The sequence below is a fragment of the Streptosporangium canum genome (assembly GCF_900113865.1).
In the GTDB taxonomy this organism is placed as follows: Bacteria; Actinomycetota; Actinomycetes; order Streptosporangiales; family Streptosporangiaceae; genus Streptosporangium; species Streptosporangium canum.
Genome location: NZ_FOQY01000006.1, coordinates 50,838 through 66,845, shown reverse-complemented (window position 1 = coordinate 66,845; position 16,008 = coordinate 50,838). Strand labels below are relative to the sequence as shown.

The 16,008-nt window shown below is 68.2% G+C and carries 14 protein-coding genes and 1 pseudogene; 9 read left to right on the top strand and 6 right to left on the bottom strand.

The window, feature by feature from the left end; all coding sequences use genetic code 11:
* Nucleotides 1–31: 31 nt before the first annotated feature.
* The gene (locus tag BM085_RS11105) at nucleotides 32–1,585 is read right to left on the bottom strand and encodes a condensation domain-containing protein (protein ID WP_143120880.1); all 1,554 of its coding nucleotides are present in this window, start codon (nucleotides 1,583–1,585) and stop codon (nucleotides 32–34) included.
* Nucleotides 1,586–1,727: 142 nt separating this feature from the next.
* Between BM085_RS11105 and BM085_RS11100 the strand changes: the two genes are divergently transcribed.
* From BM085_RS11100 to BM085_RS11085, 4 genes are all read left to right on the top strand, one after another.
* Nucleotides 1,728–2,462: a tryptophan 2,3-dioxygenase family protein gene (locus BM085_RS11100; RefSeq protein ID WP_093886932.1), complete on the top strand. Its 735-nt coding sequence runs from the start codon at nucleotides 1,728–1,730 to the stop codon at nucleotides 2,460–2,462.
* A 112-nt stretch (nucleotides 2,463–2,574) separates the two neighbouring features.
* Entirely contained in the window at nucleotides 2,575–3,585 is a 1,011-nt protein-coding gene (locus tag BM085_RS11095; protein WP_177245049.1) for an aminotransferase class V-fold PLP-dependent enzyme, read from the top strand.
* A gap of 31 nt (nucleotides 3,586–3,616) precedes the next feature.
* Nucleotides 3,617–4,825: a tryptophan 2,3-dioxygenase gene (locus tag BM085_RS11090; protein WP_218158685.1), complete on the top strand. Its 1,209-nt coding sequence runs from the start codon at nucleotides 3,617–3,619 to the stop codon at nucleotides 4,823–4,825.
* A 12-nt stretch (nucleotides 4,826–4,837) separates the two neighbouring features.
* A complete protein-coding gene (locus BM085_RS11085; RefSeq protein WP_093886929.1) occupies nucleotides 4,838–5,599 on the top strand; it encodes a cyclase family protein in 762 nt (253 codons plus the stop codon).
* An 8-nt stretch (nucleotides 5,600–5,607) separates the two neighbouring features.
* On the opposite strand, the gene BM085_RS11080 is transcribed toward BM085_RS11085, so the two are convergent.
* Nucleotides 5,608–6,810 (bottom strand): MFS transporter, encoded by a 1,203-nt coding sequence (locus tag BM085_RS11080; RefSeq protein WP_093886928.1) that lies wholly within the window; start codon nucleotides 6,808–6,810, stop codon nucleotides 5,608–5,610.
* 53 nt (nucleotides 6,811–6,863) lie between these two features.
* Here BM085_RS11080 and BM085_RS11075 point away from each other — a divergent pair, with 53 nt between their 5' ends.
* The 3 genes from BM085_RS11075 to BM085_RS45220 all read left to right on the top strand — a co-directional run bounded on the left by BM085_RS11075 (nucleotide 6,864) and on the right by BM085_RS45220 (nucleotide 11,402).
* Nucleotides 6,864–7,628 (top strand): thioesterase II family protein, encoded by a 765-nt coding sequence (locus BM085_RS11075; protein ID WP_093886927.1) that lies wholly within the window; start codon nucleotides 6,864–6,866, stop codon nucleotides 7,626–7,628.
* The gene (locus BM085_RS11070) at nucleotides 7,625–10,636 is read left to right on the top strand and encodes an AMP-binding protein (protein ID WP_093886926.1); all 3,012 of its coding nucleotides are present in this window, start codon (nucleotides 7,625–7,627) and stop codon (nucleotides 10,634–10,636) included. The genes BM085_RS11075 and BM085_RS11070 overlap by 4 nt, the downstream gene beginning before the upstream one ends.
* A 268-nt stretch (nucleotides 10,637–10,904) precedes the next feature.
* Complete coding sequence (locus BM085_RS45220) at nucleotides 10,905–11,402, top strand: hypothetical protein (protein WP_218158684.1); 498 nt, start codon at nucleotides 10,905–10,907, stop codon at nucleotides 11,400–11,402.
* A gap of 166 nt (nucleotides 11,403–11,568) precedes the next feature.
* Here BM085_RS45220 and BM085_RS45215 read toward each other — a convergent pair whose 3' ends face one another.
* The 4 genes and pseudogenes from BM085_RS45215 to BM085_RS11050 all read right to left on the bottom strand — a co-directional run.
* Nucleotides 11,569–11,856, bottom strand: coding sequence for a hypothetical protein (locus tag BM085_RS45215; RefSeq protein ID WP_218158683.1), 288 nt, complete (start codon nucleotides 11,854–11,856; stop codon nucleotides 11,569–11,571).
* Nucleotides 11,857–12,466: 610 nt separating this feature from the next.
* The gene (gene argB / locus BM085_RS11060; RefSeq protein WP_093886925.1) at nucleotides 12,467–13,231 is read right to left on the bottom strand and encodes an acetylglutamate kinase; all 765 of its coding nucleotides are present in this window, start codon (nucleotides 13,229–13,231) and stop codon (nucleotides 12,467–12,469) included.
* A 40-nt stretch (nucleotides 13,232–13,271) separates the two neighbouring features.
* Nucleotides 13,272–14,006, bottom strand: coding sequence for a carbamoyltransferase C-terminal domain-containing protein (locus BM085_RS11055; RefSeq protein WP_093886924.1), 735 nt, complete (start codon nucleotides 14,004–14,006; stop codon nucleotides 13,272–13,274).
* Between the two features lie 73 nt (nucleotides 14,007–14,079).
* Nucleotides 14,080–14,457: pseudogene (locus BM085_RS11050) on the bottom strand (transposase); the annotation flags it as partial.
* A gap of 348 nt (nucleotides 14,458–14,805) precedes the next feature.
* Here BM085_RS11050 and BM085_RS42845 point away from each other — a divergent pair.
* Together BM085_RS42845 and BM085_RS11045 are read left to right on the top strand one after the other, a co-directional pair.
* Nucleotides 14,806–15,051, top strand: coding sequence for a hypothetical protein (locus tag BM085_RS42845; protein WP_143120876.1), 246 nt, complete (start codon nucleotides 14,806–14,808; stop codon nucleotides 15,049–15,051).
* A 648-nt stretch (nucleotides 15,052–15,699) separates the two neighbouring features.
* On the top strand, nucleotides 15,700–16,008 hold the full coding sequence (locus tag BM085_RS11045) for a hypothetical protein (RefSeq protein WP_218158681.1): 309 nt from the start codon (nucleotides 15,700–15,702) through the stop codon (nucleotides 16,006–16,008).

Below are 16,008 nucleotides of genomic sequence, written 5' to 3'. Positions count from 1 at the left end.
ATGGGCTTCCATCGGGCGTCTTCCGTGCCGGTCAGGCCTGCTTCCGAACCTCCAGCAGGTACGTCTCCCAGCGCTGCCAGAACTCGTCGACGATCTCCTGGGAGTACACGTCGGCCTTGTGGTGCAGGATCCCTGCCAGCCGGTCGGCGTCTGGCCGCACCTCGACGACCAGGTCGAACGTGGTCGGGTCGATCCGCTCGGTCTCCGGCGGGACCCGCAGGTCGGCCACGATCACGCCGTCGGGCAGCTCGACCCGCTTCACCGACCGCTCGTTGAGCGTGAAGCCCAGCCGCAGCTGCCGCTGCACCTTGAGGGGGGTGGTCGCGCGGATCATGTCGACGGCCAGCTCAAGCGGTACCTCCTGGGCGTCGACGACGTCCAGGAGGCGGCGCTCGACGATGCGCACTTGGCTCGCTACATCGTCGGACGGGCCGTCGGGGCCGACCACCACCAGCGTGTTGGCGAAGGGGCCGATCATGCCCCGCTGGCGGACGTCACTACGGTTCGCCACCTGCACCGCCACCGGGATCCGCCACTGCCCGCTCATGTCCGAGACGACCTGGTGGAACGCCGCCAGCAGTACCGTGAACAGGGTGACGCCATTGGCCCGGGCGAACTCGGTGGCCGCGATCACCGCGTCCCGGGAGATGGTCCGGTTCAGCGTCCGGGTGCGGTAGGTGCCGCGCCCCTCCGCCTTGCCGCCGCGTAGCAGCACGTCGGGGGCGCCCGCCTCGAACTGCTCGCGCCAGAACTCGACGGTTCGGGCCACCACACCGTCGGTCATGCGTTTGCGCTGGTCGGTGACGAATTCCACGAACGAACCCCGTCGCGGGCGCGGTGCCGGACCGCCCCGGCGCGCCCGATACGCCGCCACCAGGTCCTGCACGAAGATCTGCCGGGACAGCCCATCGAAGCTGATGTGGTGGGTGAACACCAGCAGCGACGACTCGCGGGGGCCGAAGCGCAGCAGCGACGCCCGGATTGGCAGCTCGCTACCCAGGTCAAACGGGGTGGCGGTGCCCTTGAGCGTGGCCTGTGCGATCAGCGCGATGCGGTCGGCGTCGGCGTCGGCGCCCTCGTGATCGATGACCGTGACCGGCACCTCCAGGTCCGGCTCGATCCGCTGCATCGGGTGCCCGTCGCGGACATGGAACGTGCAGCGCAGGGCGGACTGGCGCCGCACCACGTCCTGCAGGGCACCCAGCAGGTCGCCGGTGTCCACATCGGTGCAGTGCAGCTCGGTGCACTGCACGAAGAACGTCGCGTCGGGCATCTCGGTGGCCAGGCGCCAGAAGTACTCCTGACCCAGCGCCAGCGGAAACTCGACCGCCGCCGGCTCGCCATCGGCGGTCTCGCCGGTGCCGGCACCGGCCCCTTCGCTGGCCGCGGACGCCGCCACCAGCTCGGACAAGCGATTTACGCTCGGGTTGTCGAAGATCTGCCGCAGCCGCAGCCGGACCCCAAACGACTCCTGGATGCGTTCGTTCAGTTCCAGCGCGCTCAGCGAGTCACCACCCAGAGTGAAGAATGTATCGTTCACCCCCACTGAGTCAACTTTCAGAACGTCACGCCAAATGTTTAGCATGGAGTGCGTGATGTTGCCCTCTGGCACATGCTCTCCTAACACGACGAGTTCTTCGAGTCAATCCTTCATGACCCTTGTGGACCATTGCGCCGCTCATGTTTACTGCTAGGCGTTCTTGCTTGAGGGCCGAGCGGATTGATTGATGGCTGAAAATCACGATAGTGCGACACTACCAGTGCTTCCCGGCCGAGGGGAAACAGACTACGCGCGGTATATGCGGGTTGACGATCTCCTTTCCCTGCAGCGCGACAGCAAATCGGTGATTCACCGCGATGAACTGCTCTTCCAGACCGTTCATCAGTCCACCGAGTTGTGGCTGAAATTGGTGAACCACGAGGCCGTCGAGGCGGCCGGCATGATCGCCGCCGACCAGCCCCTGGGGGCCGCCCGCCTGCTCGGCCGCAGCGCGACCGGCTTCCGGCTGATCACCAACCAGCTCGACATGCTGCGTCACCTGGCGCCGGCCGACTTCCATGCCTTCCGCCGCGAGCTCGGCAACGGCTCCGGCTTCGAGTCCCCCGGGTGGCGATCGATCCAGCACGCCGGCCGCACCCTGGACGCGGAATTCACCGCTTACCTCGGACGCCACAGCATCGACCTGCTCGAGCTCTATCGGGGCTCGGTCGACGATCCGGCGTACCTGCTGGCTGAGGCCCTCGTCGACTTCGACGAGGGCGTCGCGGTGTGGCGCACGGTGCACTACAAGATCGCCACGAGGGTCATCGGGCACGAGGTCGTCGGCACCAAGGGCACCCCGGTCGACATCCTCGCAAAACTGATCGCGCACAAGTTCTTCCCCGACCTATGGACCGTGCGCACCCGGCTGACCGCCGCGCACCCGCTTGGCAGCCACACCCCCGCGTCCGATGTCGGCTGACCTCGATTCGGCAGCGTTCCGTGACCGGTTCCCGCAGCTGCGGACCTCGGCGTACCTGAATTCGTGCAGCCTGTCGCCGCTGTCGGTGGACGTTTCGGCGGCTCTCTCATCGATGACCGCGGCGATGACCGGCGAGCCGGTGGCGTGGGCGGTGTTCGAGCAGACGCTGGAACAGGCCCGGGCCGCGTTCGCCCAGCTGGTGCACGCGCCGATGGATAACGTGGCCGTGCTGCCGAACGCGAGCGTAGCGGCGTTCCAGGTGGCCTCGACCCGCGACCTGAGCGCCCGGCCGAGGATCATGGCGCTGCCCGGTGAGTTCCCCTCGCTCGGCCAGGTCTGGCAGGCCCAGCGTTCGCGCGGGGCCGACGTCACGCGGCTGCCCGATCTGACGTGTACCGAACTGGCTGCCCCCTGCGCTGAGAGGATGGACGAGGACGTGGCCCTGGTATGCCTCGCCTCGGTGAACTACCTCGACAGTGCGCGCCGCCCGGTGGCCGAGGTCGTGAAAGCAGCCCACCAGGCCGGGGCTCAGGTGCTCGTCGACGCGTACCAGAGTGCCGGCGTCGAACCGATCGACGTGGACGAACTGGGATGCGACTTCCTGCTGGCCGGCACGTCGAAGTACCTACTCGGGCTGCCCGGGGTTGCCTTCCTCTACGTCCGCGAACCCGAGCGTGGGCTTCCCCCGTCGCTGACCGGCTGGTTCGGGCGCCCGCCCACCGACCGGTTCGACCCCCGGTCGACCGCCCCGGCGCCGGGCGCGGCTCGCTTCGAGACCGGGACGCCGGCCGTGCCCTCGGTCTACGCGGCTCTGGCCGGGCTGCGGCTGCTCGAGCGGCTGGACCTCGCGGCCGTACGCAGGCACGTCGAAGACCTGACCGCCTTCGGCCATGCGCTGCTGACCGACTTGGGACTCGAGGTGGTGGGACCGGCCCGTGCTGCCGAACGCGGCGCGCACCTGGCCGTCGCCGTCCCCGATCCGCTCGCCACCGCCGCCCGCCTGGCCGAACGGGGCGTCGTAGTCTCCGTCCGGGCCCACGTCGTCCGGCTGGCCTGTCACTACTTCACCACCGAAGAGGACTTGCGCCGCGCCGGCCGCGCGCTGGCGGCCTTGGCCACTTAAGGCCTGAACTCATCTCACGGGGGACGGAGAGATGTCACAACAACCACATCCGACGATGCTCGACGCCGTTCCGGCGGCCGAGCTGGTCCGGCGCTGGCGTACGGTTTCCGCCGATCCGGGCATGTTCCCGTATGACGCCGTCGTGGACGCGTACCACGAGGTCGGCAAGCACTTCACCGGCGCCGAACTGCTGGAAGAGCTCAATCGCGTACAGGCGGCAGCCCGGCCCCGCCACGAGATCCTGGATCCGTTCCTGGACGCCGCGCTGGACAAGTTCGACGACCGGTACGACTATGTCACCTACCTGGCCCTGGACCTGCTCGGCCTGCCCGATCCGGTGCCCGTGCTCGACGGTGTCCCGGCCGAGCCGCAGCAGGAACTCTGCCGGTGGCTGTTCGCCGGGCTGATGGCCGACGCGCTGGCTTTTGAGGAGGCGGCGCGCGACGACAAACACACGATCCTTCCCGGGTTGCGGCCCGGCTGGGGGCTCGCCGACAAGCGGTTGCGGCACCTGCGCCGCGCCATCCGCCCGGTGCTCGGCGAACTCGGTATCGCCGACGGCCCCGACCTGGCCGCCGCCGTCGCGCGACGCTCGCCGGTGGACGGCCGCCGGCTGCGATGCAGCATGCTGCCGGTCTACACGCACCACGACGAATGGATGTTCATCCGCGTTCTGCAGTGCTTCGAGACCGTCTTCCAGTGGGTGTCGCTCTCGCTCGCGGCGGCCATCGCCGCGATCCGCGCCGGCGACGCACCCGGCGGCGTCACCCATCTGCTGGCCGCGGTCGGGGCGCTGAACGCCGCTGCTCCCGCCTTCTCAGTGCTCGCCACCCTGCAGCCGGTCGCCTTCCAGGAGTTCCGGCGCTACACCGAGGGGGCTAGCGCAATCCAATCTCGCTCGTACAAGGTGATGGAGGCGCTCTGCCGCCGGCCCGACGCCGAACGGATCGACTCGGCCGCGTTCACGTTGGTGCCGCCGGTCCGCGAGCGCATCCTGACGACGTACCCCAGCCTCTTGGAAGCGCTGCAAGCGTGCGAGGACCGCCTGGCCGGCCCCGAACGGGCCCGGATCGACGCGGCCATGCAAACCTTCGCCGACCGGCTCATCCGCTGGCGGCAGACCCACTACCGGCTGGCCCGGCGGATGCTCGGCGACCGCACCGGCACCGGATACACCGAGGGCGTGCCCTACCTTGACCGGGTCCGCACGATCCCGGTCTTCGCTCCGCCCACGCCCTGATTGGAGTAGTATATGAACGTCGTGCCCTCCCTGCTCACGGCCCTGGCTGACGGCAGCGTCACCGTTGTGGACCTGACCGCGCCGTTGTCGGAGGATACGCCGATCATCGCGCTGCCGCCCGAGCGCGGCCAGCCCTCGCCGCTGCGAGTCCACCCGATCAGCCGCTACGACGCGGCCGGACCGGACGTCTACTGGAACAACATCGAGCTGTCCGAGCACACCGGCACGCACTTCGACGCGCCGATCCACTGGGTGACCGGCCGCGATGGCGAGGACGTCTCGCAGGTGCCGCCGTCCCGGTTAGTCGGTCCGGCCGTGACGATCGACGTGACCGAACAGGTGGCGGCCGACTCCGAGTTCCTGCTCACCCGGGCGCACGTTGAGGCGTGGATCGGCCGGCACGGCCCGCTCCCCGACGGCGGCTGGCTGCTCTACCGTACGGGCTGGGGTCGGCGCCACGCGCGGGATGGGTCATTCCTCAACGGAGGCAGCACCCCCGGGATCGAGCCGGCCTGCGCCCGATGGCTGGCCGAGGAGACCCCGATCATCGGGCTCGGTGTCGAGACGGTAGGCACCGACGCCGGCAAAGCAGGCGAGTTCGACCCGCCTTACCCCTGCCACTGGTTCTTCCACCGGGCCGGCAAATACGGCCTGACCCAGTTGCACCGGCTCGACGAGCTACCGGCGACCGGCGCTCTCCTAATCGCGGCGCCGCTCCCGCTGGTCGGCGGCTCCGGCAGCCCGTGCCGTGTGCTGGCGCTGGTAGAACGGTGACCCGCCGCTCAGACGTCGACCGTCTTCGGTGCCGGTTGCTCATGGTGCCCGGAGGCGACCGGCCAGGTCAGGAGCCCGGCCAGAGCGAGCAGTACGCCGAGCGCGATCCAGCCCGCCCCGCCGAACGTCAGCGCCGTGGAGGTGACCAGCAGCGGGCCGAGCATGGTTCCCCCCGAGCCGAGCGCGCCGAACATGCCTTGGTACTGCCCCTGCTTGTCGGCCGGGGCCAGCTCGAAGGAGAGCGCCCAGGACCCGGACGCGTGCAGTATCTCGCCCAGGGTGTACGCCAGCATCCCGGCCGCCAGCAGCACGATGGCCACGACCGCGGTCACGTCGCCCGACCAGGCCAGCGCCAGGCTGGTGACCAGAAACAGCAGGCCGGCCCGGATCAGCGCCCAGGAGCCCCGCCGCGGGGTGTCGACGCCTTTGCTCATCCACACCTGCAAGGCTATGACCAGGACCGTGTTGCTCAGGATGAGCAGCGGCACTACGGCCACCGGCGCCTTCGTATGGGCGCTCACCCACAGCGGCAGGGCTACCTCGATGATGGCGTAGTGGGTGCTCATCAGCCCGGCGAGGCCGGCCGCCAGCGCGTACCGGACGTCGCGCAGCACCGGCAGCGCGGGACCGCGCTCGGCCCGGGGCCGCACCTCGGGGTCGGGCAGCCGCCAGGACACAAGCGCGGACACGGCCAGCGTGGCGCCGTTGATCACGATGACGATCGAGTACGCCAGCCGGGTGTCGAACGCGAGCGCGACCGCCGCGGCCACCACACCGGCCGAGACGCCGACATTGCCCATGGCGCGCAGGTAGGCACGGGCGCCCACCCGTTCGGTGCGCGGCAGCACTCCGGCGATGATCGTGGACCGCGCGGCGGCCGACGTCCGCTCGCCGACGACCACCGTCATCGCGACCGCCAGGAAGCTCCAGAAGTTCTGCGCGGCGAGGTACAGACAGGTGCCGACGGCCTGCACGACCAGGGCCGCGACCAAGATGAACCGCGGGCGAAAGCGGTCGCTCAGATAGCCGAGCGGCACGCCTCCCGCGATGCCGACGATCCCGGCCGCACCGAGCCCGAAGCCCACCTCGGTGGGGGTGAGCCCGACCACGCGGTTGAAGTACAGTGCACTGATCGAGATGAAAAGGCCCATCCCCACCGATTCGGCGAAACCGCCTATGACGAGCGGCCGCGGGATGGATGTGGGGGGCATGACCTTCCGGAGCGATCCGAGACCACGAAGCGCACTCACCCGGGCAGGCTAGCATGGTATCGATCTCGGTCAATGCCGCTCGCGGCCGCCAGGCGGCGGCCTTGAAACTGCTCTGCTTCCCGTACGCCGGGGGCTCGGCCGACGTCTTCCGGGGTTGGTCGGCGCTGACCCCGTCCTGGTTGGAGCCGCTCGCGGTGCCGCTGCCGGGCCGCCGGGAACGCATCTTCGAACCGATGCCGTCCGACCTCGACGATCTCGTCGCCGGGTTGCTCGTCGAGGGCCACCTGCCGACCGACGAGCCGTACGCGCTACTCGGCATCTCGATGGGTGCGTTGATCGCGTTCGAACTGGCCCGCGCGTTGATGCGGGCCGACGCTCACCAGGGACTGCGCCACTTCGTCGCCGTGTCCTACCCGGCGCCCTGGCGGGTCCGGCACATGGATCTGCACCGGATGAACGACGACGAGTTCATCACGGCTCTGCGCGTCATCGACGCCACCCCGCCCGCCGTGCTGGAGAACGACGAACTCATGCGGCTGATCATGCCGACGCTGCGGGCTGATTTCGCGGTGGCCGAACGCTGGCGCCACCGGCCCGCACCCCCGCTGCCGGTGCCGGTCACGGTGGTGCACGGCGACGCCGACGCTGGCTGCACCACCGAGGACGCTGCGGCTTGGCAGCAGGAGTGCGGTGTGGACGGTTTCACCATGCACACGATGGCGGGCGGCCACTTCTTCTTCCGCCCCGACCCGTCCGAACTCGTCACTGTAGTCGCGCGGGCGCTCGACCGCGCGCGGACAGACCAGGAGGTTTCATGAACCCGACCACTGCTCGCCGGTCGCTGACGCACGCGTTCCGCCAGCACGCTGCGGAGCGTCCCGGGGCGCCGGCCCTCATCGGAAAGGGCCGAAGCCGGACGTACGCGCAGCTAGCCGCCGAGGTGGACCGGCGGGCTGAGTTGCTGCGCGCGCAGGACCTCGCCCCCGGCACCGCAGTCGCCGTCGAGGCGCTCTGCGGCGACGGCTGGGTGCCGACTCTGCTCGCCATCCTCGAGGCCGGCCTGGTCGTGCTCCCGCTGGACCCGTCGACCACTCCCCCAGCGCGCCGGGAACAGCTGATCGCGCGGGTCGGCGCGGGTGCCGTGGTACGGCACGACGCGAACGGCGAGCCGACGATCAACCCCGCGGCCGGTGGCGATCCGGCCGGCGACGACGCGGCGTACATCCTCTTCACCTCCGGCAGCACCGGCGAGCCGAAGGGTGTGATCGGCGGCGACGAACCGCTGTCGAAGCACGTCGCGGCCATCGCCGATGCGTTCGCGCTGACCCCGGACGACCGAGTGCTCATGTTCGCGTCCCCGGCCTTCGACGTCGCCCTCGAGGAGATCCTGCCCGCCCTGGCCGTAGGGGCCTGCCTGGTCGCGCCGGATGAACCGGCCACCCGGCTGCCGGACCTCGATGCGACCCTGCGGGCGCACGACGTGACGGTCGCCAACCTGCCGTCCAGCTCGTGGGCGGCCTGGCTGCGCGAACGGGAGACACGCGGCGAACGGGTCCCACCGAGTCTGCGCTTGGTCGTGGTCGGCTCGGAACCGGCCCGGATCGCCGACGCACGCCGCTGGTGGTCGCTCTCCGCACCGGGGCAGCGGCTGTTGAACGCGTACGGGACGACCGAGACCACCATCACCGACCTGATCTTCGACGCGTCCGACCCGACCGACCATGCGGAGAGCCTCCCGATCGGTTTTCCGTTGCCGCACGTGCGCACCCGCCTTGAGCGAGTGCCGTCCGGCGGCCACGAGCTGTGGCTGGCCGGCTGCCTGGCGCTGGGCTACCTGGGCTCCGGCGACGCCTTCGCGGCTCGGCTGACCGTCCGCGACGGAGTCACCTGGTACCGCACGGGCGACCGGGTGAGCACGCGGGCGGACGGCGCCCTCCTGCACGGCGGACGGCTCGACGACCAGATCAAGGTGGGCGGGGTGCGCGTCGTGCCGTCCGAGGTGGAGAACGCCGCGCGCGGCGTGCCGGGGGTGGTCGACGTGGTGGCCGGGCTCGCGGATGACCGCCGCCTGGCCGCCGCGATGGAGTCGGCGGACACCGACGCCGAGACCGTGCGTTCGGCCCTGCGCGCCGTCCTGCCGACCGCGATGGTTCCCCAGGAGATCGTCGTCGTCCCGGAGTTGCCGCGGCGCCCCGACGGCTCGCTCGATCGGGCCGCCGCCCTCGCGCTCGTCCCGGTGGCGACCGGCGACGCGGACGGGGACGACCCGGTCGGCGCGATCTGGCGACGACTGGTCGGGAACACCGGGTCCGACGGCGACTTCTTCGCGGCCGGAGGCACCAGCCTCACCGCAGCCCAGCTCGCCGTCGAGATCGAGGAAGGTCTCGGCGTGCGGATCGGCGCCGCCGAGGTGCTGCGCCACGCGTACGGCCTCGCCGACCTTCGCAAGATCGTTGCGGACGCCGCCCGGACCGACGACGGCGACGCCGCCGCCTCCGCCATCTCCCCCGACCGGGCACCGGTCGCGCTGCAGGTGGCGGCGGCCCTGGAACGGATGAGCGCCCTCATCGCACGCGGCCTGGAACCACGCCCGTTCAACCTCTCGACCGCCTACCGGGTGCGCGGGCCGATCGACGTACCCCGGCTGTCCGCCGCGCTCCGCGCCCTGGTCGCCACCCATCCCATGCTGCGCTCATCGTTCGAGCGCGACGGCGACGGCTGGATCTCCCGGGTGCACCCCGTCCCCGAGATCGTGGTGCCGGTCGAGGAGCTGGAAGCCGACCCGGCCTGGGGCAGTGACGCGGCCGATGAGGAGCTGGCCGACCGAGTCGGCGAGCTGTTCGACGAGCCGTTCACCCCGGAGGAGACACTGCGGATCCGGCCGCGCCTGATCCGGGTCGGCGATGACCACCACGTCTTCGTCCTGGCCACCGACCACCTGGCCACCGACGAGTGGTCGATCGACGTCCTCAACCACCAGCTCGCCGCCCAGTACGACGAGCCCGCCGAGGTGACCGAGAACTGGGCCTACCACGAGTACGTCCAGCGGCAGGAGGCCCTCGCGGCCGGTCCCGGCGGTGCCCGGATCGTCGACTTCTGGCGTCGCGAGGTCGGCATCGAGGGCCTGCCCGCGCACACCGAACTGCCCTTCGAGCAGGACCTTTCGCCCGGCACGCCGGGTGTCCCCGGCCGCTTGGAGCACCTGCTCACCGCGCCGCTCGTCGAGCTTCTGCAGGCCCGCTGCCGGGATCGGCGGCACACCGTCTTCGCCCTGGTGATGGCCTGTGTGCAGACCGCGGTCGTTGAGGTCACCGGCGACCCGGTCATCACCAGCGTGGTGCCGCACGCCAACCGAAGCTCGGCCCGCGACTGCGGCGCCGTCGGCTGGTTCGCGCAGCTGGTCATCCACCACGCCGACTACACCGGCTGCGAGCGCCTCTCCGATGCCGTGCGGGTGGCGGCCGAGAGCGCGTACCGGTCCGAGGCCAACGGGCAGCTCAGCATGCACCACTTGGTGCGCGCGCTGACCCCGGAGGCGTTCGGCAGGCCGCGCACGGCGAGCTGGGTCGAGGTCGGGGTGGGCCGGCAGCTGTCGATCCGGCTCGGCGACGCGCGGATCGAGCCGTACCACCCGGGGCCGATCGGGCCGCCGCACAAGGCGGTGGTCACCGAGATCGAGGAGCGCGGTGACGACCTGCTGCTGCTCACGCTGTTCGACGCGGCGCGGTACCCCGCAGCCGACGTCCGCAGGCTCCGTGACACCGTCCTCGCGCGGATCATCGCGTACGCCGAGGGCGGCGACCCGGAGCTGCGCCTGGCCTCCTGACCGCTCAGGCCCGGACCTGTGCCTGCCGAAAACCACATCCATGCAGCTCAAGCGGAATGTGAGTACTCGCGCAGGACTCCACCGAGCCGACCTCGCCGGCGTCGCAGCTGCCGAAGATTCATTCGTCCAGGTCAGGGCGCATGCTGGTGCTCCCAGGGGGCGCTACCGGGTCGACTATGCCGGCGAACGTCGAGCCGGGTGATCCGGGGGCTCGGTCGGCGCACTGGCCGGGCAGCGATCGAAGCGGAGCAGTCTGGCGGAGGGCTCGGTGCGGCCGATGATGACCGGTGTAGGACATCCCGAACTCGCGCAGGGCATACAGCAGGTGGCGCTGGTTCCAGATCAACGTGCGGTCCAGCAGTTCGCGCCTACAGGTCTGGATCCAGCGCTCCGTGATCGCGTTCATTCGGGTTATCCGGATACCAGTCGTGACGACCCTGATCCCGGCATCGGCCAGCACTTCGAAGGCCGCGACGAACTTCGCGTCGCGGCCGCGGATGAGGAATCCGACGGTGCTGCCCGCCTTCTGCAGGTCCGTGACGAGGTTCCGGCCGAACCGGACAACCCACTGCCCCGCGGGATGCGCGGTGACCTCGAGGATCTCACCCGCCGGGTGGCATGCTGGATGATGGCCGAGACGTACAGCCGTGCCCCGGTCAAGGTGCGGACCTCGAAGAAGTCGCACGCCAGCAGGGCGTCCGCCTGGCTGCGCAGAAAGCCGGCCCGGGCGGTGTGCTGGCGTTCAGGCGACGGATCGATGCCGTGAACCTTGACCTCCCACACGGTGGAGGCGGCGACCACGGTACCGGGCGCGGCCAGCTCGCTGTGGATACGCCGGTACCCCCAGGAGGGATTCTCCCGAGCCAGGCGCAGCACCAGCAAGCAGATGGAGGAGATGGTGCGCGGATGCCCTCGCCGCCGGGGCGTGCAGGTCACGGCGTGGCGGCGTCTGAGCAGGTCGCGATGCCAACGCAGGATGGTCTCCGGGCGCACCAGCAGTGTGAGGTGCCGGAACCTGTCTCTCGACAGGCGGCAGAACAACCCGGCGAGCAGAAGCGGTCGCTTGGAGTGAAGGCCGGCTTGGCCACCTGGCGCCGCAGGATCGTCAGCTGGCGCCACAGCACCAGGACCTCGATCTCCTTGTCGCGATCACTCTTCGGCAGCAGCCGCAGGAACGCGAAGATGACCGTCGCGGTGAGGTAGACCAAGCGCAGCAGCACGACGAATCATCATGCCGCAGCGGCGTAGGCTCCGTGACTCCAAGGCACGGAGCACGTGATCATCAATCAACGCCTTGACCTGCACGGATGAATTTTCGGCACCCGCAGCGGTACACCACCACCCGCGAGCTTCTCCCTCTGCCTCAGGGAGGGTGCATCATCGACACTCCCGGTATTCGCGGTGTCGGTCTGGGGGGTGCCGATACCGGCATCCCCCATGTCTTTTCGGAGATCGAAAAATTGGCCGAGGAGTGTCGCTTCCACGACTGCGCACTCGATTCCGAACCGGGCTGTGCCGTTCTGTCCGCCGTCGAAAACGGCACACTGGAAGAACGCGACCGGCCGGCTACCGCAAACTGCAGCGGGAAAACCAGCACATCCTCGCCCGCACCGACGCCCGGCTGCGAGCCGAGCTTCGCCGTACCTGGAACGAGCGGGGCGCGGTTGCCAGGATGCGGATGGCGGCCAAGCGTGGTCCCGGGGACGAGGGAGTGCACTGACCGGCCTATGGCTTTGGTGGTGGCGGGCCGGTGAACCAGGTCGGTCACCATCGTCCGCACGCCGTTTCCAGGTGGAATCATCTCCGTGCTCCGCGATCCGGCAAGGCCGTTCAATACGGTGTCGGAAGATGGAACTGCTGGAGCAGCGTGTGGGGCACCTCGCAGTCGAGCACCCGCGCCAGGGAAACCCCGGACCGCAGTGCCCGCGCGCAGGCTTCCATCGTAATCGCCGTGCCGCCGCTCGGCCTGGAGGGCGACACGATCCGGCTCTCCGGCGTGAGCCATCCTGCGTCATATGCGGTGCCCTCAGCCGGGTCGGTCAGTAGAATCAGCGCCTCTGCCTGTAATCCGGCCGCTATAAGGGAGGCAGTGGTATCCCCGTCGACGAGGTGGGCGAGACCGTCCATGCCGCGTACACAATTCGAGATCACGGGGATCCGGCCGTCATTAAGCAGTGTGCGGAAGAGCCGGTCCTCTATCTCCCCGACCGTCCCGGTGGATGCGAGCACGATGTGCCCGTCTTCGCCTCTCACACCGACAGCTAGAGGACCGTAGGTGTTCAGCAACTGAACGAGGTCACGCTGTGCCAGTCCCGCGGCGGCCGTCCGGACCACGTCCGCGGGACAGCGGACGGAGGACCGCATCGCGTGGAGCTGTATACCGACGTGCGGTCCGCTGCCGTGCACAACGACTGGTTTGAGTCCGGCGTGCCGAAGGAAAACGACATCCTGGGTGAACGCCCTCTTCAGTCCTTCGTCAGCCAGAGTCGGGTCGGCCACCTTGATGACCACGATCCTGCCGTGGAACCGTTTCAGCCATGGTAACGCCTCGACGAGAACCTGTGCTTTGGCGAGTGCGTCTCGCACCGCGGTCACGGCCTCACCAGTTCTTCCTGCCGGTCGGCGGCCTCCCCGGTCAGTCGTGGACACGCTGGTAGAGCACACCCTCGCCCCAGATCCGATCCACTTCGCCCCATGCCATCGCGGACTCCACGTTCGGAAAGAAACCGCGGCCGTTGAGGTTGGCGCTGGTGTTGCACAGCGCCGGCACCCCGCTGAGCCAGTGGTACTCCGCCAGGACCGCGGCGAGAAACGGATCGTCGCCCTGACATACTGTCTGGAGTCTGGCGATTCCGTCAAGGCGGGTGACCGCGGGGATGCGGCTAACCCATTCAGCCCGGACATCGTGGTCAAAGAGCATGTACGGATCCGGGGTCCCCGGCGCGAAGATCGCCGGAGCCTCATCGACGAGACAGATAGGGGCAAATGGACGGTGCGGCTCACGGCCCTTGATCTGGTTGAGCCTGTCCTTCATGCCGACTGAGGTCGGAGCAGCCAGAATGCTGCGTCCACCGAGAGCCCTCGGCCCGAGCTCAGCCCGACCGTGGAAGACGATCACGGGCTCTCCGGATTCGTGCAGGAGGCGAGCGAGTTGGGCTGGAGTGCATTCGACCGCCGACCAGCCGTCCTTCATCCGTGTGGTGGACGGCAGGGCTGGCCCGAGGCGGGCATGCCACTCGATCGGCTGGAACCCTGCATGCTGAATCATGGCCAGAGCCGCCCCACCGATCGCCGACCCGAAGTCATTGGGAAACGGCGGCACCCACACATCACGGAATATCGGGAGAGAGCGCAATGCGCTGTTCCACAGCCGTTCATCGGCTCATAACGCGGTCACCGCGGGCGATGCCGCTGTCGGTCTTACGGAGCCGGCCCAGCCATTAGCGGGACACGTGATCGGTGGCGTGGCTTTCCTTGCGGTCGCCGCTGTCGTCGATCACCAGCACCCCGCCCGGGTGCGGCGCAACCACCGGATCGGCACGCAGCAACGTCAGTCGTCGTTCGTTGACGGCCTCGGGGTCCCACACCGATTCCGACAGGAAGTACTGCATCCGCTGCACCGCCGGGTCGTTGATCCCTGTCGTGGGTTCGGCCCCGGCCAGGCAGGTCAGCGTCTTGTTGCGCTCGCGCGGCAGCAGCAGCCCGGCCAGATACTCGCGCAACCCGCACCGCTGCCCCACATGCGAGAACAGATCATCAAAACGCGCCGCGTAGTCCTCTGATGGACCAGGAGCCGCCGGAGCCTGCACACGAGTGGTCATCACATCCCCCGAAACACTCGAACGAGCGTTAATCAGGTGATACCCGGCAGCTGCTTTATCCAACAGACCACCAGTACGTTTCACGGCGAGACCAAAAGAATCAAGATCTACGGATGTAGTACCCGTCGCTGCCGTCCATAGCGAAACGGGAGTGCAGAGCAAGCAAGCCCGGTAGCCGGCGGCGCCTGCAGCCATCACATGCTTTTCGACCCCGTCGGTAATCGAAACTGCGGACGCTCGACGCACCAGCGGAAACGACTTTCGAGGCGGCTTGGCCCTCTAATCGATCGATAAGATGATGAGCGAGGGCTTGATCAGGATCAAGCTCTGTGATAAGAAAGTAAGGATGTGGGGCGCCTTGATCTCCCTGTTGTCATGCAACTATTTTTCGCTACCTCTTTCAGTTGGCTCTCTAGGTGTCGATATCAGCTTGCGGAACCGGATGATAATCATGCGGCAGAAAAATCATCTTTCGTGCTCACCATGCTGTCGGCCTCCTGGCGCGGCGGCAGAAAATTTCCAGATGGGGAGCACGCAGCAGTCGGCGACCCACTTAAATATGAGACGGTCAACTTCAGCCTGATCGAAAATTGAAGCCCGGTGCACCCGCTATACGACCGTCCAGGGAAATCCGGTCTGGGTGCTCTGATGACCGAAGGCGAACGGTTACCTTCGGAGGAACGCCACAGAAGCGAGTCATTCCTGGCCTGGGCCCCAGTGTCCGGCCCCCGCTACTGGATGAAAGGTACGTGGATGACGTTGTCCACGTACCTGAGTTGGAGGCCCTTCGAAGCTGCCACCGGATGGTCGCCGTAGGCTTCCTATTCGAAGGATCAACGGGCACGGCGGTCGCCGGGGCGATATCCTGGCTAGCCGATCAGGACCCCGATGACCGGCTTGTCGATATGGCCATATCTCCAGATCTCGGCGAGCGACATCTGGAATCGGTATTCCATGAAAAGTGGGTGAACGAAAATTTCGGTGCTTGCCGATCCGAATGACATTTCCCTTGGCCTGGGCCTCCGGTGACCCCATAACCACTTCCTTTGAAGGGTCCTGGAACATGATTTAGAAGGGATTAAGTTGATAAACATCGTCCCCACTTCTCCCTTGCCCGATCCGGTCGGCTCAGAACGTGACTTGTTCAGCATTAGAGATCTCGAGCCGGCCGGGTCTGGCATTTGGTCGATCGTGTGCCCTGTTTAAGGATGATTCGGCAAATGTGCGCCCGTTGGTCGGAAAGTGTTCGGAACACTTTTCACCAAGACATCCACCCGTACCCGCACCGCTTTCTCCATGGCAGTGATGAAGCTGGGCGGCGATCTCATCGGATTCGGCCCGAACGACCTACAGACGAACACCGGAGAGCCCTGGGAGGATACGGCGCGGGTGCTTGGATGCATGCTGGACGGCCTGTTCGCCCGCACTGCGGGGCCGCTGGCGGACCTTTGCGTTTTCGCGCGCCTCTTCAGCCCTGTCGTCAACGCGATGTTGGAGGAAGAATATCCTACGCAAGGAATCTGCGACCTGGCTCCCATCCCTGCCGGCTGA